Here is a 19035-nt window from a genome sequence, read left to right on the forward strand (position 1 = left end):
ACGGACGGTTGTTTTGGTGCGACGTGCGCAGACGGCGAAACACCGCTCGTCGCGGCGCTTGACGGCACTGACGCAAGCTGTCGAAATGCCGGCTCATGAATGACCGACCCACCACCACGCTCGACCAGGTGGCACGCGCCGCCGGCGTGTCGCCCAGCACCGTTTCGCGCATCCTCAACGGCACCGCCAGGGTCAGCGAAGCCAAGCGTCGCAGCGTGGAGGAGGCCATCGCCAGGCTGGACTACCGTCCCAACGTATTGGCGCAGGGCCTGGCGCGCGGGCGCTCGCTGACCATCGGCGTGCTCACCCAGGACATCGCCAGCCCGTTCTACAGCGAATCGCTCAAGGGCATCGAGGAAGCACTGGCCGGCACCGGCTACGCGCCGCTGTTCGTCAGCGGCCATTGGGATGCCGAGGAGGAATCGCGCAAGGTGGCGCTGCTGGTCGACCGGCGGGTCGATGGCGTGATCGTGCTGACCGGCATGATCCCCGACGACGCGCTGATCGCCACCGCCGAGCGCGTGCCGGTGGCCGTCACCGGCCGCACCCTCGCCGCGCCGCACCTGATCTCGATCGACCTCGACCACGAAGCCGGCGCCTACGCCGCCACCCGCTATCTGATCGACCTGGGACACACCCGCATCGCGCACTTGGCCGGGGTGCAGGGCCACGCCGACGCGCGCGCCCGGCTGGCCGGTTATCGTCGCGCGCTGCAAGAGGCCGGCATCGCCGAAGACCCCGCGCTGGTGGTCGACGGTCAGTTCAACGAGAACGGCGGCCTCGACGCGGTGAATGGCCTGCTCGATGCGCGCGTGCCGTTCACCGCGGTGTTCGCCGCCAACGACCAGTCCGCCGTCGGCGCGCGGCTGGCGCTGTACCGGCGCGGCCTGCGCGTGCCGGAGGATATCTCGCTGGTCGGTTTCGACGACCTGCCGGGCTCGCTCTACACCACGCCGCCGCTGACCACGGTGCGCCAGCCGGCGCACGAGCTGGGGCGGCTGGCGGCGCGGGTGCTGTTGCACCTGATCGACAACCGCCCCGCGCCGGCACTGGACCTGCCGATGTCGCTGATCGTGCGCGATTCGGCGCAAGCGCCGGCCTGAGTTTTTCCACCTTCCGCCGGCGCTGCCGGCCGGAATACACCGCGGCCCAACCGGGGGGCGGCGGATCGACAGCCACCCACATCGCGCAGCGGTGCGGCCGTGGTGATAACCACCGGGTATAAGGACGCAGCCGCCGCGACGCGCGGGCCAGCCGGCAACAGCCGGGGGTCGCCACGATGACCGGCGCGCCCGACAGTCGAGGCCGCAACCCGGTTCTCGAACAGGATGGACAGAAGAGGCGCCCCAGCGTTGGGCGCGTGCATCGCCGGCGACGGCCGGCGTTGCGCAGGAGAGTCGAGATGTCGTTCCGTATCGTGATCGCGCTGGTGCTGGCGGGGGTCGCACTATGCGCGCGGGCGGCCGAGCCGTTGACGGTGGCCGTCTATCCCAACCTGGACGAGGCGATCCGCCTGGTCACGCCGCTGTGGCGGCAACGTCATCCCGACGTGCCGCTCAAGTTCATCGCCCGCAACTACGTCGATCACCACAACGCCATGACCACCGCGCTGGCGGCCGGCAGCGGCCTGCCGGACGTGATGGCGGTCGAGGTCGGCTACCTGGGGCGCTTCGCCGCCAGCGGCGGGCTGACCGACCTGGCCGCCGCGCCGTATCGGGCGGGCAGGCTGCGCGACCGCTTTGTGCGCTACGCCTTCGCCCAGGCCGAGAACGGCGGACGCATCGTGGCGATTCCCACCGACCTCGGGCCCGGCGGGCTGTTCTACCGCCACGACATCTTTTCGCGCGCCGGCATCGACGAGGCGGACTTCACCGCCTCGTGGGAGCGCTACCTCAGCGCCGGGCGCCGGCTGAAGGCCGCCACCGGGGTGTTCCTGCTGGCCCACCCGCGCGAGATCAAGGACATCGTGCTGCGCAGCGGGCTCAAGGACGGCGAGGGCCTGTACTTCAACGCCGCAGGCCAGCCGCAGGTGGAGTCGCCGCGCTTCGTGCGCGCCTTCACCCTGGCACGCGCCGCGCGCGTGGCGGGGCTGGATGCGCGCCTGACGCCGTATTCCGCCGAGTGGAGCGCCGCGCTGCGCACCGGCCGCGTCGCCAGCCAGCCCGGCGGCGCGTGGCTGGTGGGGCACCTGGAGGACTGGCTGTCGCCCGGCACCGACGGCCGCTGGCGGGTGACCCGGCTGCCCGGCGGCACGCGCGCCGCGTGGGGCGGCTCGTTCTACGCCATCCCCGCCGCCAGCCGCAACAAGGCGCTGGCGTGGGAGCTGATCCAGCTGCTGACCATGGATCGCGCCTTGCAACTGGCCGCGTTCAAGTCGCCCCGGCTCAATGCGTTTCCGGCGCTGCGCACGGCGCAGGACGACCCGTTCTTCGCCCAGCCGATGCCGTTCCTGGGCGGGCAGCGGGCGCGGCTGTTCTGGCGCGAGGCCGCCGCCGAGATGCCGGCGCTGACGGTGCACCGGCTGGACCCGGTGGCCGAGGAGATCGTCAACGCCGAGCTGGATCGCGTGCTCGACGACGGCAAGGACATCGCCACCGCGCTCGCCGACGCGCGCCGGCTGATCGAGCGCCGGGTGCGCCGCCCGTGACCGCCGCGCGTCAGCGGGCGCCGTACCTGTTCCTGGCGCCGTTCCTGCTGCTGTTCGTGGTGTTCGGCGCCTTTCCACCGCTGTTCGCCGCCGCGCTGTCGTTGTTCGCCTGGGACCCGGCCAGTGGCTACGCCAGCGCGCGCTTCGTCGGCCTGGACAACTACGTGTTCGCGCTGACCGACCCGTGGTTCTGGCAATCGTTCGGCAACACGCTGTGGCTGGCGCTGGCCGCCGGCGTGCCGCAGCACCTGGTGGCGCTGCCGCTGGCGTTCTGGCTGCATCGTCGCGCCGGGCGGGTACGTCACTGGTTGCTGGGGGCGTACTTCCTGCCCTTCGTCACCGCCAGCGTGGCGGTGTCGCTCACCTTCGCCACGCTGTTCGCCACCGACTACGGCCTGGTGAACCAGGCATTGCAGCGGCTCACCGGCCTGCCGCTGGCGCCGGACTGGCTGCACGACCCGGCGCTGCTCAAGCCGCTGGTGGCGCTGGTGGTGTTCTGGCGCTACGTCGGCTGGAACACGCTGCTGTACGTGACCGCGCTGCAAGGCGTGTCGCCCGCGCTGTTCGAGGCCGCCGCGCTCGACGGCGCCGGCAGCTGGCGGCAGTTCCGCCACGTGGCGCTGCCGCTGCTGCGGCCGACCATCCTGTTCGCCGGCACGCTGTCGTTGATCGGCGGCCTGCAACTGTTCGAAGAGCCGTTCATCCTGACCCAGGACGGGCGCGGCGGCAGCGGCGGCGCCGCGGCCACCACCGCCATCTACCTCTACCGCACCGCCTTCGATTTCGGCGATTTCGGCAGCGCCGCCGCCATGGCGTGGCTGCTGTGCGTCGCCATCGCGCTGCTGGGCTGGGCGGCGCACCGCGCGTTCCGCCGCGAGGAAGCGCCATGAGGCGCTGGCTGGCGTGGACGGCGGTGCTGGCCGGCGCGGCGCTGATGCTGCTGCCGTTCTGGTGCATGCTGGTGTTCGCCACCCACGGCCGCGCCGAGATCTTCCAGGCGCCGCCGCCGCTGTGGTTCGGCGACGGGCTGGCCGGCAACCTGGCCATCCTGCGCGAGCGCCTGCCGTTCTGGCGCAACGTCGGCATGAGCCTGTACGTGGCGACGCTGACCACGGCGCTGGCGCTGCTGCTGTGCGCGATGGCCGGCTATGCCTTCGCGGTCTACCGCTTTCGCGGTCAGCGCCCGCTGTTCGTGCTGGTGGTGGTCAGCATGATGTTGCCGCCGTACCTGGCGATGGTGCCCACCTACCTGGTGCTGGATGCGCTGCACTGGATCGACGCGCCGCGCGCGCTGTGGCTGCCCGGCGCGGCCAGCGCCTTCGGCGTCTACCTGATGCGCCACTACATCGCCCACGCCTTGCCGCGCAGCCTGCTGGAGGCGGCGCGGCTGGACGGCTGCGGCGAATGGCGCATCTTCTGGTCGATCGCGCTGCCGCAGTGCCGTCCGGCGCTGGGCGCGCTGGGGCTGATCGTGTTCGTCGGCTCGTGGAACAACTTCGTGGCGCCGCTGGTGGTGATGCGCAGCATGGAGCACTACACGCTGCCGCTGGCGCTGCGCACCTTGCAGGCGCAGCTCGATACCCAGTGGGGCGCGCTGTTGGCCGGTTCGGCCATCGCCGCGCTGCCGTTGCTGCTGCTGTTCGCGGTGGCGTCGCGCCAGTTGATGGCCGGCTTCGCCGCCGGCATCTCGGGAGAGGAGTAGCGCGGCGCGCGGCGTATCATCGTGCCGTTCCCCACGCCCGCACCGCCATGAACTACCTTGCCCACCTTTACCTTGCCGGTACTTCGTCCGCCGATCGCGTCGGCGGCCTGATGGGCGATTTCGTCAAAGGGCCGTTGCCCGGCCGCCTGCCGCAGCCGTTGGCCGACGGCGTGGCGCTGCATCGCGCCATCGATGCCTGGGCCGAGGGGCATCCGGCCTTCCGCGCCAGCCGCGCCCGGGTCAGCGCGGCGCGGCGGCGGGTGTCCGGCATCATGGTCGATCTGTTCTACGACCATTTCCTGGCGCTGCACTGGACGCGCTTCGTGCCGCGCCCGCTGGAGGCGTTCGCCCGGGATGCCTACGCCGAGGTGGCGCGCGAGGCGCGCTGGCTGCCCGAACCGCTGGCCGCCGTGCTGCCGGCGATGCAGCGCCACGACTGGCTCAGCTCGTACCGCGATCCGGCCAATGTCGCCTTCGCGCTGGAGCGTATGGCCGAGCGCCGGTTGCGCCAGCCCAATCCGCTGGCGGGCGGCGGCGCCGAGCTGGGCGAGCGCTACGGCGAGTTCGAGGCCGATTTCCTGGCCTTTTTGCCCGATGCGCGCGCGTTCGCCGACGACTGGCGCGCCCGGCGCGATGCCGGGCGGGGCGCCGGTTGATTGCACGCCCCCGCCCGCGCTGATCGGGGAGTGGCCGCCGTCCGCTATTTACGACGGCGTCGGCGGGACGTGCCGGACCCCGACGAACTGGCGCTGCCGCCGTCGGGCGTACCGGGCGGGGTGGAGGTGCCGGAGGATGAACTGGACGCGGTCGGCGTGGTGACCACGGGGGTGGTGCTCGACGACGCGCCGCTGCTCGACGTGGCAGCGCCGCCGCCGAGGCGCCGCGAGTACTGCGCCGCTTCCAGCGTATACGGGCCGGTGGGGGTGGTCTGGCTCAGCACCCCGACCGAGGACCGATTGTAGGTGTCGGAACGCAGCAGCATCGTCAGGCTGTCGCCCCGCTTCTTGCTGGCGATGGCGGCGCTCTCGATGTGCTTGTCCACGATCAGGTTGCCGCCCTGCGGTCCCCATACCGTCCGCACGTCGTTGCTGTCCGCGCCCACCACATCGAACGGCGAGGCATGGGCCCGGTGGAACGGGCCGTGGTCGTCGGACGGCTTGGGGCTGCTCGGGTCCTGGGTGATCTTTTCCTGCGCCTTGGCGCTGGATTTCTTCCGCTTCGACGTCTCGTCGTCGCTTTTCTTTTTCCGGCCGCCATCCGGTCGCTCGCGGGCATACGAACTGGTGAACATCGCGCCGCTGTAGCTGCCGCCGTCGCTGGCATTCACCCGCAGGTCCGACTGGGATACCGGCACGCTCGTCTGCGCGAGATGCGCCTCGACGTGCAGGCGCATCCCGTTCGGCAGCAGCTCGCTCAGTCGGGTGCTGCTGACCGCGGCTTCCCGGATCTCGGTATGGGTGTCCTCGCGCTCGTTCTTGTCGCTGCCGCCGGATTTGGCCTGGTATTGCCGCTGCGCCGACCACACCGGGGTGCTGACATCGATGCCGAAATGCGAGGCACCGGGCTGGGGGGCGTTCTCCAGCTTGCGCACCGTTTCCTGTTGCTTCAGCTTGGCGAGCCGGCGGCTGCCGCCCCCTGTCATGCGCCCCAGATCCTCGCCCGAGCCGCTGCTGGACGAGGTGGACGGCGCCGTGATCGCGGGGAAGGTCACCGTGCTCGAACTGCTGGACGAGGCCGTGCCGCCGCCCACCGATGGCATGAAGCCGGAGCCGGTGGGCGACAGGGACGGCGGGGTGACGGCCTTGGTCGAGCGCCGGATCGGCGTGCGCGGCGTCAGCCCGCTGCTGCTCGCGGTCGGAGCGGTTGCGATCGGCGATACGTTGAGGCTGGTACGGCGCTTGTCGGTATCGCGCGGCGAGGTCGGCCGGGTGGGGATCGACGGGGTACCGCTTTCTTCATCGCGCTTGACGCGTTTGCTGCTGCTCATGACGGGTAAGGGGATAGTGATACCGCAGAGCTATCACGATGCGTGCCAGCACCGCGCAGCGAACGGCGCCCGGCAAACCCTTGATTTGCCTCGCCGGCACGGCGGGCGCGCCGCGGCGGGTGGGTGCAAATCCACCCGGCGAGGCGTTTTTCCTCCTCATGGCCATGGGCGGCCTGGCTCGCGGCACTGCACGAAGCGTAGCCGTTCGCTGTCGCGAAACAATTGACGACACGCCCTAGCCCGAGCCGCCGCCGGATGACCCCGGCGGCGCATGATGCGTGCCGCCCGGGCCGGAGGCGGACGGCGCGGCGGGTGCGGCCGGGGCTGCGGGCGCCACGCCGGCGGCCGTGGGGCGGCGCTGGTATTGCGCCGAATGCAGCGTGAATGCCCCGCCGGCCGCGCCTTGGCTCAGCACGCCCACCGAGGAACGGTCGTGGGTATCGGCGCGGACCACCATGGTCAGGTGATCGCCGCGCTCGTGACTCTGTTGCGCCACGCGCTCGATATGGCCATCGACGATCAGGTTGGCGGACTTGCGCGCCCACACGGTGCGGACATCGTTGCTTTCCGCGCCGACCAGCGCATGCGGCGAGGCATGGGTGCGATCCGCCGGCCCGTCCGCGTCGCTGGGCTGGGGGCTGCGCGGCCTGCCGGTCTGCTTGCCTTCCTCGCCACCGGCCGCCATGCCGCGGCCGCGCACGTGAGAGCTGGTGAACATCGCCCCCGCGTAGGCGCCCCCGCGCTCGGGATGCACCCGGCCATCGTCCTGCGAGACCGTGTTGCCGCCGCCCAGGTGCTGCTCCACATGCTGCCGCATCGCCCCCGGCAGCAATTGGCTCAGGTCGGCGCTGGTCCGGGCGGATCGATCGATGGTACGGCGCAGCGCCGCGCGCTGGTCGGGATCGCTGCGCAGGCCGGCCCGGTAATCCGCTTGCGCCGCTTCGACCCCCGCGGTCATGTCGTGGCCGAAGTGGGTGTCGCCGGCGGCGGGGACGCGCGCCATCAGCGCGGCGGTCTCCCTGGCTTCGATCGCCTGGGCCCGTGCGCTGCGACGAACGCCGTGCTCGTCAACCACCCGGCCCAGACCTTCTTCGGCCGGCATGGCCACGGCTGCGCGGGCCCGCCGCGCCGGCGCGGCGGCCGCCGCGGCAGCGGGCGGCGCATCGACCCCGGGCATGAATCCCGCCCCGGTCGGATGCATCGCGTGGGCCGGGCCGCCCACGGCGGTATGGGGCGGTGGCGGCATCGGGCCCAAGGCGCTGGGGCCGCGCGTCGGGGCGGCCAGCGATCCCGGCGGCAGCGGAAGACTGGTCCGCCGTGCGTCGAAATCGCGAGGACTGTCGGGGCGGGCTGGAGAGGCACTGCCTGGAGGCGGGTTTTCCGCGCGGTTGCGCTTATGGGAGGACATGGCAATCGTTGGCAACGGATTGCCGGCAGGCATGCAATTTACATGCCAAATGCATGAATTGTGCCTAACTTGCTGACTTCATTGGTTGGGAATGGCTGGAGTCGCAGCCACGACAGGCACGATCGACTGCCATGGGTGCTTTATGTCCCGGCTCGCGAGACACGCGGCGGTGGCTCGCTTGCCGGAGCGAATCGACCTTCGCCCTACGGTGAAAGTCGATTCGTTTTCGGGTTATTCCACCAGCGCGCGGACGATGCGGAGGACCATTTGAATCCCGATGAATACCCAAAACGTACTGGCCCAGTTCCAGCCGCGTGTCAGGGTGGCTTGCCGGGGCGCGTACTGCTTGGGGGGAAACCACTGAGTCCGCCATTTCCAACTGACCACCGCCTTGGTCAGAAGCAGGGCACCCGGAACCAATGCCCAGAGCAGCGCATGATAGGCCGCCGACCAGGTCCATCCCTCGTCCGGCAGGAAGAAACCGCTGATGACCACCATCAACAGGCCCCATAGCGAACTCCACAGCAGCCAGCTCAACGTGCTGAAGCCATGATCGAGCAGGCCGTGCCATGCCGACGGCAGCAGCCGCAGGCTCAACGCATAGTTGATCCGTTCGAGACGGGGACGCATCCGTAGCCAGATCTGGCAGCAGAAGGTCAGTGCCAGCGGGAACAAGCCGGTCAGCGTGGCCCATAGCAGGAGCATCGAGACGGTGGTCAGGGTCGAGGGCGGCAAGTGGCTCTCGGCGATGGTGTAGAGCACGATGGCCAGGACCACCCCGGGGAACGTCAGGATAAAGCCAGGCGCCTGGGTGAAATGCGGATGCTCGTCGCGCCAGAACGCCAGGGTGCGGGTATCCAGCCTTTCCGCCAGAACGGGATAACGGGCATCGATTTCCCCGACGAAATGCCGGGCGTAGTCCTGGACATCCTTCGTCACCGAGGCCAGCCGCGCGCGCCACGGCGAAAACGGGGCCAGTACCTGCCGGGCTGCCTTGCGCCGGGACCACACGTCCGGCGATGCCCGCGTGTTTTCCTGCGCCAGTTGACGCAGCCCGGTTTCAAAGCTTTCGGATTCCGCTACGCTGCGCCGCGCGTGATAGTGCTGGCGAAAGCCATAGACCACGCCGGGATCGAGCAACTGCAAATGGCGGACATCGTCGGACCATTGCAGCAGTTCGACGATCTTGTCCAGGTTGCAAAGCGGCGTTTCGTGGTCGAGCAGCGCCCGCATCAGGGTCAACTGGAAGTGGTCCCGCGTGCCCAGTTCCTGCATCCAGTCGCTGCGCTGCAATTGCTCGAGCAACTTGATCCCCGGGCCGATCTGGGTAGGCTGAAACAGCTCGGCGATCCGGGTCGCCTGCTGCGCCGCCCAGTGCGCCTTCACCGACCGCAACGCGCCTTGTACGGCTTCCGATGTCTCGACCGGGTCGAGCCAGTGGAATGTCCGGGCGGCATGTTCGAGGAAAGCCACGCTGGGCGACGAGGCGCTGGCGCAGCCGTGCAGCACGGCTTCGGCCAGCGCCTGCCGCATTCCGGGCAGGGTGCAATGCGCCTGGCCCAGCAGCCGGTTCAGCCGGGCGATGGCCTTGTCGCCATCCGCTTCGCCCAGTTCGGCGACCAGCAGGGCGACATCGTCGGCGAGGGGGCTGGCGGCCAGTGTCGATGGCATGGCCTCGGCTGCCACGGCTTCGGCGGGTGCCGCTTGCGCCGGATGCGGTGGCGGCGGCGCGTCGTGCTCGTCCTGATCGGCATCGTCCCGTTCGAATACGCTGGCGAGGTAGCAGGCGTGCTCGTAGGCGCCGCGCAGTTGCTGGAAGCCATCCGGGTCGGTTTCGGCGTCGATGCGCTTGAGCAGCCTGGCGTAGGCGCGCTTGATGGCGCGCAGGTCGTCGGTGGGTTCCAGCCCCAGCAGGGACCACGGCATGTCGTTCACAGCAGCAGCTCCCCGGCCAGTTCGTCCAGTCGCCGCTGCATCTCGCGGCGCGCGTCCAGGATGGTGCGGGCGTCCTGCGATTCGAGCGCCGCGCGGAATTGCGCGATCAGGTGCCCGACGTATTCCCGTTCCCCGCCCAGCCGCTCCTGGTAGAGCCGTTCGGCGCGATTCAGCAGCAGCGTGTTTTCCAGCTGGTCGCGCGGATGGGTCTTGAGCGCGGCCAGCGTGGCCAGCCGGCGCTCGGTTTCCTCGGCGTCCAGCACCCCGGGGTTCTTCTCGATCACCAGGCGGTGCCGCTCGCCGGAATCGAGCGTGCATTCCGTTTCGAGGATGCCGTCGAGGGTGTAGGTGAAGCGCACTTCCAGCGAGATCTCGCCGGCGGGCTTGGGCGGCACCTTGATGTCCAGCTCACCCAGGTACACGTTGTCGCCCACGCTGCGCGATTCGCCCTGGAAGATGCGGACGGTGACCAGGCGCTGGTTGTCGGACATGGTACTGACGGTTTCGCTGCGGCTGATCGGCACCACCGAGTTGCGCTCGATGATCGGCAGGTACACACCGTTCTCCACGTGAGTGGCGCTGTAGCGGCGCGAGACCTCGATGCCCAGGGTGTAGGGGCAGACGTCGGTCATCACCACTTCCTCGAGCGCGGCATCCCGCATCTTGAGGCCGGCCTGCACCGCGGCGCCCTGGGCCACGATCTCGTCCGGGTTGAGGTGGACGGCCGGGAACTTGCCGAACATGCGCGCCACCAGCTTGCGCACCAGCGGCATACGGGAGGCGCCGCCGACCAGCACCACCTGGTGCAGGTCGGACAGCTTGAGCCGGCTGTCGCGCAGCGCGCGCTCCACCGGATGGCGCAGGCGCGCCAGCAGGGGTTCGACCAGCGCGGCGAAATGCTCGTCGCCGATGGTCCAGCTGTAGCGCTGCTCCTGCCAGTCGATGGCGAACTCGGCCTGCGCCTGCTCGCCCAGCACGCGCTTGACGCGCTCGCCCTCGCGGCGCAACGCCTGCTCCAGGCGGTGGTTGGCCGCGCTGCCGCGTTCCAGCGACATGGCGTCCTTCAACGGCCGGCCGGGGCCCTTGAGGAAGGTCTCGACCAGGATCGAAACGAAGTCCTCGCCGCCGAGGAAGTTGTCGCCAGCGCTGGCGCGAACTTCCATCACGCCTTCGAACAGCTCCAGGATCGACACGTCGAAGGTACCGCCGCCCAGGTCGAACACCAGAAAGGTCTTTTCGTCGTCGCGCTGGTGCAGGCCGTAGGCCAGTGCCGCTGCCGTGGGCTCGTTGAGCAGGCGTTCCACCCGCAGTCCGGCAAGCTCGCCGGCGATGCGTGTCGCCTTGCGTTGGGCATCGCTGAAATAGGCGGGAACGGTGATCACCGCCTCGGTGACCGGCTCGCCCAGGTGGCGCTCCGCATCGTCCTTGAGCGATTTGAGCACCAGGGCCGACAGTTCCTCCGGCCGGAAGCGCTGGTCCCCCAGCTTGAACACATGGTCGGAACCCATGTAGCGCTTGAACAGCGCCGCGGTGCGCTGCGGCTCCGTCAGCAACTGTTCGCGCGCTGCCAGCCCCACCAGGACCCGGCCCTGCTCGTCGAGGCCGACGACGGAAGGGGTCAGCACATGACCATGCGCATTGGGAACCAGCTCAGCCTGTCCGTCGCGCCAGATGGCGACCAGGCTATTGGTCGTGCCGAGATCGATGCCGATGATCATGCTGTCTTGTAGGTAAGTAAAAAACAGCATTTCACCATAACGTCCCGGCGTTACGCCAAGCTGTCATGCGGGCACTGCGCAAAAAGCCACGCCTTCGCTTGGCGGGGCCTGACGATTGCGACGGCGGATGGCCGCCGCAACCTGACGTCATGCGGCGTCGCGCGGCGGCAAAGCGCGATGGGGCGCGGCATTCCCCGGAATCGGCACCAGCGCGCACACCACTCCCAGCACCGCCAGCGCGGCGACGTAATGGGCCGGGGCCAGCGTGTCGTACTTCAGCCAGATCGTCAGCATCACCGGAGTCAGGCCGCCGAAGATGGCGTAGGCGACGTTGTAGCTGAACGACAGGCCGGAAAAGCGCACCACGGCGGGGTAGGCGTGCACCAGCACGTAGGGCACGGCGCCGACGGTGCCGACGAAGAAGCCCGCCACCATGTAACCGGCGATCAGCCCGCCCGGCGTGGTGCTGCCCAGGCTGCCGTAGAACAGGTAGCTCGTCACCAGCAGGCCCAGGCTGCCGACGCCCAGCGCCCATTTGCTGCCGAAGCGGTCGGCGGCCATGCCGAACACCACGCAGCCGATGGTCAGCATCACGATGGCCAGGCTGTTGGCCTGCAACGACAGCGCCGGGGCGACCGCGAACTGCTTTTGCAGATAGGTGGGGGTGAACAGGATGACCACCACGATGGCGGCGGACAGCACCCAGGTCAGCAGCATCGACAGCACCACCGAGCCCAGGTGGTTCTTCACGATGGCCTTGAGCGGCAGCTCCTTGGCCAGCAGCTGGCGCGCGTGCATTTCCTTGAACACCGGCGTTTCCTCCAGGAAGCGCCGCAGGTAGACCGCGAACAGCCCGAACACGCCGCCCAGGATGAACGGGATGCGCCACGCGTAGTCGTGCACCTCGGCCTGGGTGTAGCCGCTGTTGATGGCGGTGGCGATCAGCGAGCCCAGCAGGATGCCGAAGGTGAGGCCGGCGGTCAGCGTGCCCACTGCCAGCCCGGTGTGGCGGCGCGGCACGTGTTCCGAGACGAACACCCAGGCGCCGGGTACTTCGCCGCCGATGGCGGCGCCTTGCAGGATGCGGAACAGCAACAGCAGCAGCGGCGCGGCGATGCCGACGCTGGCGTAGGTGGGCAGCAGGCCCATCGCCAGCGTGGGGATCGCCATCAGGAAGATCGACAGCGTGAACATGCGCTTGCGGCCGAGCAGGTCGCCGAAGTGGGCGATGACGATGCCGCCCAGCGGGCGTGCCAGGTAGCCGGCGGCGAAGATGCCGAAGGTCTGCAACTGGCGCAGCCAGTCCGGCATCTCCGGCGGGAAGAACAGGCTGCCGAGCACTGCGGCGAAGAACACGAACACCACGAAATCGTAGAACTCCAGCGCGCCGCCGAGCGCGGCGAGCGAGAGGGTCTTGTAGTCGTTGCGGTCCAGCTTGCGGTGAGCGGCCGCACCCAGCAAATCCACTGACGTTGTCATCTGGTTCTCGAGCGTAAAGGGGCGATGGGGAATGGCGTGGGGCGCTGCGGGCGTGGCGGGGATACCGGGTGCCTGGGCCGCGCCGGGGTGATGGCGCGGCAGTGCCTCGAATTGGCGATGCGCCCGATTCTAGGGCACCGATGCAACGCTGCCTATCGCGGAAAGCGCCAGGGCGAAATGGGCTTTTATACGCACGGGCCCCGACTACGGGATTCGCCCCGGGCCGCCCGCGCCCGCGCGGCGCGGTTTTCCCGGCAGTGGTTCGCGCCGCTGCACGCCGGCATGGGCGATTTCACTATTCATTTCCGCAATTTCACTAAAAATCCAACGCTTTGTTTATTTAAACCTCGGCAGGGGATGGGTAAGATTTTTTGGAAAGTTCCAACGAAGAACTGCAAGGGAATCCATATGTCTTCCATCGATGCGCTGCTCAATAATAATAAAAATCCGGATCAGGTATTCCGTGAACAGTTGCTGTCCAGATTCGCCAGTCATCCCCTGTTCGACCAGCCCGACGGCTTTTATTGCGAAAGCCCTTACCTGCGCCCGTTGCGGCCGCAGGACCTGTGCCAGCTCGAATTCGGCCGGGAATTGACGCTGGACGAATTGGACCAGCCCTCGCATCTGATGGGGCAGCGGCTGCTGCTCAATATCTACGAACAGGATCTGATTTTCCTGCCGCAGCAGAAGAAATTGCAATTGGACGAATTCAACGCCTTTTACGACGATGAATTGCGGTGCGCCGGCGCCGCCATCCGCCCATTGCTGGAGCGTCACGTATTCGGCTGGCTGGACGACGAAGTCAGCGTCAGCGGCAACTGGGATGTCGATACCTTCAAGGCCTATGCCGACGAGGTGCTGGACAAGATCGCCCGCACGCCGTCCGGCCTGCTCGAATGCATCGGCCAGGCGCGCGATCCCGCCAGCGCCGCGCGGTTCTTCCTGATCCAGTGCGCGGGGGATTTCCTCAGCGAGGCTTCGGCGATGGCGCGCAATGTGCTGGGCAATTTCGGGCCGGCGCAGAGCGAGCTGTTCAAGATCCTGATCGACGAATACGGCTACGGCGTGGCGCAGAAGAAGCACAGCGTGATCTTCGAGACGCTGATGGCGCATTGCGGCCTCAATCCCGGCGTGCACTACTACTGGCAGTTCTACACCGCCACCTCGCTGGCGCTGATCAATTACTTCCATTACGTCTCGGCCAATCACCGCCACTTCTTCCGCTACCTGGGCGCGCTGTTCTACACCGAGGCCAGCCTGGCGCTGGTCACCCGCGCCCAGGCGCAGGCGATGCGCGTGGCGTTCGGCGACGACGTCGACACCCTCTACTTCGACGAGCACGCCCACATCGACGTGCACCACGGCAAGATGGCCTTCGAACAGCTGATCCGGCCGGTGGTGCTGCGCTACGGCAACCAGGTGCTGCCGGACATCATCCGCGGCTTCGAGGAATTCCGCCTGTTGCAGGACGTGGCCGACGCCGAACTGTTCGCCCACATCGGCTGGCACGACGACCTGGCGGCCTGGCAGCCAGGCCCCATGCCGGAGCCGCCGTCCGGCGCGCCCAGCCATACCTTCCACGAATGCCGCGACGACCTTTCCGTCACCCACGTGCACGGCAACAACGAGCTGTTCGTGGTCGACAAGGGCACGCTGCGGCTGGTGGCCAGCCCGTTCACCGAACTGACGCTCGGCGCCGGACAACACGTGGTGATTCCGCGCGGCATGCTGCACGGCTCGGTGATCACCTCCGACCACTGCTCGTACACCGTGACCAGCCTGGAGTAACCGATGAAGATCACCACCTTGCCCCTGGACAGCTTCAACTCGCTGGCCGTCGGCGCGCGCCGCTACTTCCTGTTGCAGAACGGCGTCAAGCCGGTGATCGCGCCGAGCGAATGCCCGCATCGCGGCGGCCCGCTCAACCTGGGGCGGCGCAAGGCCTGCGGCGCCAAGCTGGTCTGCCCGTGGCACGACAACGCCTATCCCACCCATTCGATCGAGCGCGGCGCGCTGCCGGCGATCCGCCGCTGCGACCAGATCTCCTTCGTCACCGGCAACGAGGAGATCCGCGTCTGGACCGAGTTGCTGCCGGTGAACCAGCAGCAGAGCGCCTGCGAGGATGGGCAATGAACGCGGACAAGCGGCGGTTGCTGTCGTTCTACGCCATGGTGACGCTGTTCACCGGCGTGGACATGGGGCTGATGATCGGGCTGTTCTGGTCGTCGCTGAAGATCACCGGCTCGCCGCTGGCGCTGGGCCTGGTGCTGTGCCTGTCGGTGCTGCTGCCGTTCTCGCTGCAACGGCTGGCGCGCCGCCTGGGCAAGACCCTGATGCTCGATTTCCAGCACACGCTGGTGATGCGTGCCGCCGGCTTCGTGCTGGTGCTGGGCTGCGCGCTGGCGGGGCTGTTCCACGGTCTGTACGGCTTCGTGCTGATCGCGTTGCTGGTGGGGGTGCTGGGCTTCTTCACCACCAGTGCGCTGGAGGCGGTGAACACCTGCTTCTCGCTGGCGCGGGTGGTCAGCAGCGAAGCGTCGGCGCGCTGGATGCAGACGGCGATCCAGCTCGGCGCCTTCGGCGGCGCGGCGCTGGGCGGCCTGGTGCTGGAAGGCCTGGGCATCGACCGCTTCGCCCTGGTGTTCTGCTCGGCCGGCTGCCTGGCGGCGCTGGCGGTGCTGGTGTCGCCGCTGGGGCGTTTGCACGCTGAGCGCGTGGCCGGCGCGGCGATGCCGGCGCCGCGCGCCGGCGGCATGGAACAGGTGCAGGGCGTGGACGGCCGGCTGCTGCGGGCGCTGTGCCTGGGGCTGGGCATGATCGGCTTTCACATCGGCGCGTTCAACACGCTGACGCCGGTGATCTACCAGTCGCTCAACCACTGGACGGCGGCCGATTTCGGTCTGGCCAGCGGCGTGGCGGGCGTCGGCGCCTTCCTGGCGGCGGTGCTGCCGAGCGCGCGGGTGCCCGATTACGTGCCGCCGCTGTTGATCCTGCTGATGGATGCCGTGCTGGTGTATGCGGGCGTGGCGGCGGTTTCCATCGGCGCCTGCTTCCTGATCGGCTACTCGATCAATCACCTGCGCATCCAGCTGCGCAGGAAGCTGATCGAACTGGCGCGCAGCCCGGCCGACGCCGACCGCATCGCCTCGATCAGCGCCTTCTACTACCTGCTGATGCAGAGTGCGGCGCCGCTGATCCTGGCGGGGCTGATCACCGAACGGCTGTTCGGCCGGCAGGCCGCGCCGGAGGTGTTCGTGCTGGTGGCGGCGGGGTTGTTGCTGAGCGTGCTGGTGCTGCCGCGCCTGGGCGGCGCCCCGGTGCGCGCGGTGGCCGAGCCGGGTTGAGACAGTGCGTTGAGAGCGGCTGACAAAACCCAGCGAAGCGGTCCTGGCAAGAAGCGCGAAACGCAGACAGTACGGGTAAGTACGGCAAGTAAGGCTCGGCGCCCCCGCGCGACGCAGCCGGGAGGGTTTTGTCAGCCGCGTCAAGAAAACGTGGCGCGGCGGGTCGGGGTAGTCGCCGCGCATTGTCGTGAAGTGTCCCCTCTTGCCGCCGGCGTGATCCGTGCCGGCGGCGTTTTTTTCCAGAATTCCAACGAGAGAGCCATGATTCCGCTCCAAGACCAGTACGTGATCGTCGTCGACCCGTTCTCCAGCGGCACGCTGTATGCGCCCCGCTTCGTCAGCCTGGGCTATCCCTGCGTGGCGGTGCGTTCGTCGCCGCACATCTCGGCGCGCTTCGCCCGCGGCTTCCAGCCGGCGGGGTTCCTGGACGGGCGGCTGTTCGATATCGACGAAGCACTGGCGCAGTTCGGCGCGGCGCGCGCGGTGGCGGTGGTGGCCGGCTGCGAGATGGCGGTCGCCGCCGCCGACGCGTTGGCCGAACGGCTGGGCCTGCCCGGCAACCCGGCCGCCAGCACCGCGCTGCGCCGCGACAAATACCCGATGCAGCAGGCGCTGGCCGCCGCCGGGCTGCGCCATATCCCGTCGCTGTTCATCCACAACCCCGAGCGCATCGACCAGGCCACGGCGGATCTGGAAGAGATCGCCTACGTGGTCAAGCCGGTGAACTCGGCGAGCACCGACGGCGTGCGTTTCGCCCACGGCCGCGAAGGCGCGCGCCAGGCGCTGCGCGATTCGGCCTGGGGCCAGGTGAACGACCTGGGCGAAGTGAACCGCGGCTTCGTGGTGCAGCCCTTCGTCGAAGGCCCGGAATACGTGGTGGACCTGGTGGCCCACGCCGGCGGCTACACCGTGGCGTCGGTGTGCGTCTACGACAAGGTGGAATGCAACGGCGCCCGCTTCGTCTACGCCGGCCTGGAGGCGCTGGACCCGCACGACGCCCGTTACGCGCCGCTGCTGGACTACGCCCGCGAAGCCGCCGCCGCGCTGCAACTGACGGTCGGCCCGCTGCACATGGAGCTGATCTGGAGCGACGACGGCCCGGTGATGATCGAGGCCGGCGCGCGCATGCACGGCGGCGTGGCGCCCGCGCTGTTCGGCGATTGCTACAGCCCCAATCTGCTGGAGCTGGCGGTGGACGCCTACCTGGGGCGGCCGATCGACAAGCTGGAGGCGCAGCGCCGGCAGTACGGGCGCATCGTGTTCCTGATCGGCCGCAGGGAAGGCATCTACCCCGGTCCCTCGCCGGTCTACGAAGCCAACCTGCGGCAACTGCCGTCGTACCGCGGCCACCGCATCTTCATCTCGCAGGGCGAGCGCATGGTGCCGACGGTGGACCTGGCCACGTGCCCCGGCATCGTCTGGCTGGCCAGCCCCATTCCCGAGCAACTGGATATCGACGACAAGAGCTGCCGCACGCTGGCGGCCGTCTAGACGCGGCTGACCAGACCCTCCCGGCCGCGTCGCGCGTTTCGCGCTTCCCGCCGGGACCGCCTGGCTGGGTTTTGCCAGCCGCGCCAAGTCGGCCCGGGCGCCCGCGCCGCGGCAACGGTTGCACATCCGTAACAGGTTTTCAGGAGTCCACGATGATCGAACAAGTCCATATTTCCGCGGCCGCCGCCGCGGCCGGCGTGGCCAACGCCTGTGTCGCGCGCATCTCGGGCGTGACCGTGTTCCAGACCCGGCATTACGAGCGCCACCTGCTGGGCGCGTTGCAGCACATCGTCGACGACCGGGAGCACTTCATGCTGCGTCCCGAGATCGCCGGTTACCAGCAGCAGCTGCACCAGCTGGGTTTCACCGGCACCCGTCCGGCCAACGAGCGGCTGATCCACCACTTCATGAGCAGCGGCCCGCGCCTGATCAACAACGTGGTCGATGCCTACAACGCCGCGGCGCTGCTGTTCGGCGCCAGCATCGGCGGCCACGCGGTGGGCGGCCTGGACGGCTGCCTGGAGATCGACATCGCCAGCGGCGGCGAAACCATCACCCCGCTGTTCTCGCGCAAGGCCAAGCGGGTGGCGCCCGGTTCGCTGGTGTACTCGGTGGAGGGCAGGGCGCTGGCCACCATCGGCGCGCTGGATGCCGACGCCGACCAGTTCAAGATCGACGAGCAGGCGCGCGAGGTGATCCTGGTGGTGCTGGGGCACCAGCACACCAGCTATCGCTACAACTACAACGTGGCGCGGCGCGCGGCCGACCTGCTGGCCGAAACCAACCCCGGCAGCGTGTTCTCGGTACTGCCCACCCTCATCGATCGCAAGCGCCAGGAACTGGATGCGGCATAGGGCGAATCGACCTTCAAACGCGGGTGCGAAGGAAGTCCTTCCCTGCGGGTTGGTCCGTGGGCCGATGTCTGCTTTGTCGCACGGCTTGCAGAGAGGAGGGCTATCTGCCGCGCCGCGCTTCGCGCAGCCATCCGGCCCACCGACCAACGCATCCCGCGTTTGAAGGTCGATTCGCCCCAGCGCGGCACGCGACGAGACCGCTTCCCCGGTAAAGAGTTTTTCTGCGGCGACGCTTGGCCGACCTGGCAACGGGTCGGCCTTTTTTGCATGGGGAAGCCGCCGGGAGCGGAATCGATCAGGGAGCGCCGTCGCCGGCAGCTCGACCAAGCATCGCCCCCGCCTTTACCCAGGCTGGCCATCGGTGGCGGCGTCAGCAACCGGCACCGACGCCTGCCAATGCACTCGAGCGAAGCGAGGCTCCCTCGCGGCGGCGAGGGCGGGGGGAGTGGAATCGATCAAGGGAGCCGGTG

The 19035-nt window shown here is 68.9% G+C and carries 15 protein-coding genes; 10 read left to right on the plus strand and 5 right to left on the minus strand.

What is annotated here, in order from left to right; translation table 11 throughout:
* The first annotated feature begins 95 nt into the window (after positions 1-95).
* From C556_RS0116655 to C556_RS0116675, 5 genes are all read left to right on the plus strand, one after another.
* Positions 96-1103 (plus strand): LacI family DNA-binding transcriptional regulator, encoded by a 1008-nt coding sequence (locus tag C556_RS0116655; protein WP_018749386.1) that lies wholly within the window; start codon positions 96-98, stop codon positions 1101-1103.
* A gap of 299 nt (positions 1104-1402) precedes the next feature.
* Positions 1403-2647: an ABC transporter substrate-binding protein gene (locus C556_RS0116660; RefSeq protein ID WP_018749387.1), complete on the plus strand. Its 1245-nt coding sequence runs from the start codon at positions 1403-1405 to the stop codon at positions 2645-2647.
* The gene (locus tag C556_RS0116665) at positions 2644-3537 is read left to right on the plus strand and encodes a carbohydrate ABC transporter permease (protein ID WP_018749388.1); all 894 of its coding nucleotides are present in this window, start codon (positions 2644-2646) and stop codon (positions 3535-3537) included. Before C556_RS0116660 ends, C556_RS0116665 begins: the two co-directional genes overlap by 4 nt.
* Positions 3534-4349 carry a carbohydrate ABC transporter permease gene (locus C556_RS0116670; RefSeq protein ID WP_018749389.1) on the plus strand — a complete coding sequence of 272 codons (816 nt, stop codon included), beginning with the start codon at positions 3534-3536 and terminating at the stop codon, positions 4347-4349. Before C556_RS0116665 ends, C556_RS0116670 begins: the two co-directional genes overlap by 4 nt.
* 47 nt (positions 4350-4396) lie before the next feature.
* Positions 4397-5005: an acyl carrier protein phosphodiesterase gene (locus C556_RS0116675; protein WP_018749390.1), complete on the plus strand. Its 609-nt coding sequence runs from the start codon at positions 4397-4399 to the stop codon at positions 5003-5005.
* A 44-nt stretch (positions 5006-5049) separates the two neighbouring features.
* Here the strand turns inward: C556_RS0116675 and C556_RS0116680 are convergent, their stop codons facing one another.
* From C556_RS0116680 to C556_RS0116700, 5 genes are all read right to left on the minus strand, one after another.
* Entirely contained in the window at positions 5050-6336 is a 1287-nt protein-coding gene (locus C556_RS0116680; protein WP_020608489.1) for a hypothetical protein, read from the minus strand.
* Positions 6337-6571: 235 nt separating this feature from the next.
* A complete protein-coding gene (locus C556_RS0116685; protein WP_018749391.1) occupies positions 6572-7513 on the minus strand; it encodes a hypothetical protein in 942 nt (313 codons plus the stop codon).
* A 462-nt stretch (positions 7514-7975) separates the two neighbouring features.
* Positions 7976-9679 (minus strand): J domain-containing protein, encoded by a 1704-nt coding sequence (locus C556_RS0116690; RefSeq protein ID WP_018749392.1) that lies wholly within the window; start codon positions 9677-9679, stop codon positions 7976-7978.
* Positions 9676-11397 carry an Hsp70 family protein gene (locus C556_RS0116695; protein WP_018749393.1) on the minus strand — a complete coding sequence of 574 codons (1722 nt, stop codon included), beginning with the start codon at positions 11395-11397 and terminating at the stop codon, positions 9676-9678. Before C556_RS0116695 ends, C556_RS0116690 begins: the two co-directional genes overlap by 4 nt.
* A gap of 147 nt (positions 11398-11544) precedes the next feature.
* Positions 11545-12876 carry an MFS transporter gene (locus tag C556_RS0116700; RefSeq protein ID WP_051083258.1) on the minus strand — a complete coding sequence of 444 codons (1332 nt, stop codon included), beginning with the start codon at positions 12874-12876 and terminating at the stop codon, positions 11545-11547.
* 408 nt (positions 12877-13284) lie between these two features.
* On the opposite strand from C556_RS0116700, the gene C556_RS0116705 reads away from it, so the two are divergent.
* From C556_RS0116705 to C556_RS0116725, 5 genes are all read left to right on the plus strand, one after another.
* Positions 13285-14664: an iron-containing redox enzyme family protein gene (locus C556_RS0116705; RefSeq protein WP_018749395.1), complete on the plus strand. Its 1380-nt coding sequence runs from the start codon at positions 13285-13287 to the stop codon at positions 14662-14664.
* Positions 14665-14667: 3 nt separating this feature from the next.
* Positions 14668-15009, plus strand: coding sequence for a Rieske 2Fe-2S domain-containing protein (locus C556_RS20880; RefSeq protein WP_018749396.1), 342 nt, complete (start codon positions 14668-14670; stop codon positions 15007-15009).
* Entirely contained in the window at positions 15006-16220 is a 1215-nt protein-coding gene (locus C556_RS20885) for a hypothetical protein (protein WP_018749397.1), read from the plus strand. The genes C556_RS20880 and C556_RS20885 overlap by 4 nt, the downstream gene beginning before the upstream one ends.
* Before the next feature lie 261 nt (positions 16221-16481).
* Positions 16482-17711 carry an ATP-grasp domain-containing protein gene (locus tag C556_RS0116720; protein ID WP_018749398.1) on the plus strand — a complete coding sequence of 410 codons (1230 nt, stop codon included), beginning with the start codon at positions 16482-16484 and terminating at the stop codon, positions 17709-17711.
* Positions 17712-17863: 152 nt separating this feature from the next.
* Entirely contained in the window at positions 17864-18565 is a 702-nt protein-coding gene (locus C556_RS0116725; RefSeq protein ID WP_018749399.1) for a phenylalanine--tRNA ligase beta subunit-related protein, read from the plus strand.
* Positions 18566-19035: the final 470 nt, after the last annotated feature.

The sequence above is a fragment of the Chitiniphilus shinanonensis DSM 23277 genome, assembly GCF_000374805.1.
In the GTDB taxonomy this organism is placed as follows: Bacteria; Pseudomonadota; Gammaproteobacteria; order Burkholderiales; family Chitinibacteraceae; genus Chitiniphilus; species Chitiniphilus shinanonensis.

Coding starts and splice junctions, on each gene's coding strand:
- C556_RS0116705 (WP_018749395.1), top strand. CDS start 13,285: ATGTCTTCCATCGATGCGCTGCTCAATAATAATAAAAATCCGGATCAG.
- C556_RS0116655 (WP_018749386.1), top strand. CDS start 96: ATGAATGACCGACCCACCACCACGCTCGACCAGGTGGCACGCGCCGCC.
- C556_RS0116685 (WP_018749391.1), bottom strand. CDS start 7,513: ATGCCCGGGGTCGATGCGCCGCCCGCTGCCGCGGCGGCCGCCGCGCCG.
- C556_RS0116725 (WP_018749399.1), top strand. CDS start 17,864: ATGATCGAACAAGTCCATATTTCCGCGGCCGCCGCCGCGGCCGGCGTG.
- C556_RS0116660 (WP_018749387.1), top strand. CDS start 1,403: ATGTCGTTCCGTATCGTGATCGCGCTGGTGCTGGCGGGGGTCGCACTA.
- C556_RS20885 (WP_018749397.1), top strand. CDS start 15,006: ATGAACGCGGACAAGCGGCGGTTGCTGTCGTTCTACGCCATGGTGACG.
- C556_RS20880 (WP_018749396.1), top strand. CDS start 14,668: ATGAAGATCACCACCTTGCCCCTGGACAGCTTCAACTCGCTGGCCGTC.
- C556_RS0116720 (WP_018749398.1), top strand. CDS start 16,482: ATGATTCCGCTCCAAGACCAGTACGTGATCGTCGTCGACCCGTTCTCC.
- C556_RS0116700 (WP_051083258.1), bottom strand. CDS start 12,876: ATGACAACGTCAGTGGATTTGCTGGGTGCGGCCGCTCACCGCAAGCTG.
- C556_RS0116680 (WP_020608489.1), bottom strand. CDS start 6,336: ATGAGCAGCAGCAAACGCGTCAAGCGCGATGAAGAAAGCGGTACCCCG.
- C556_RS0116670 (WP_018749389.1), top strand. CDS start 3,534: ATGAGGCGCTGGCTGGCGTGGACGGCGGTGCTGGCCGGCGCGGCGCTG.
- C556_RS0116675 (WP_018749390.1), top strand. CDS start 4,397: ATGAACTACCTTGCCCACCTTTACCTTGCCGGTACTTCGTCCGCCGAT.
- C556_RS0116695 (WP_018749393.1), bottom strand. CDS start 11,397: ATGATCATCGGCATCGATCTCGGCACGACCAATAGCCTGGTCGCCATC.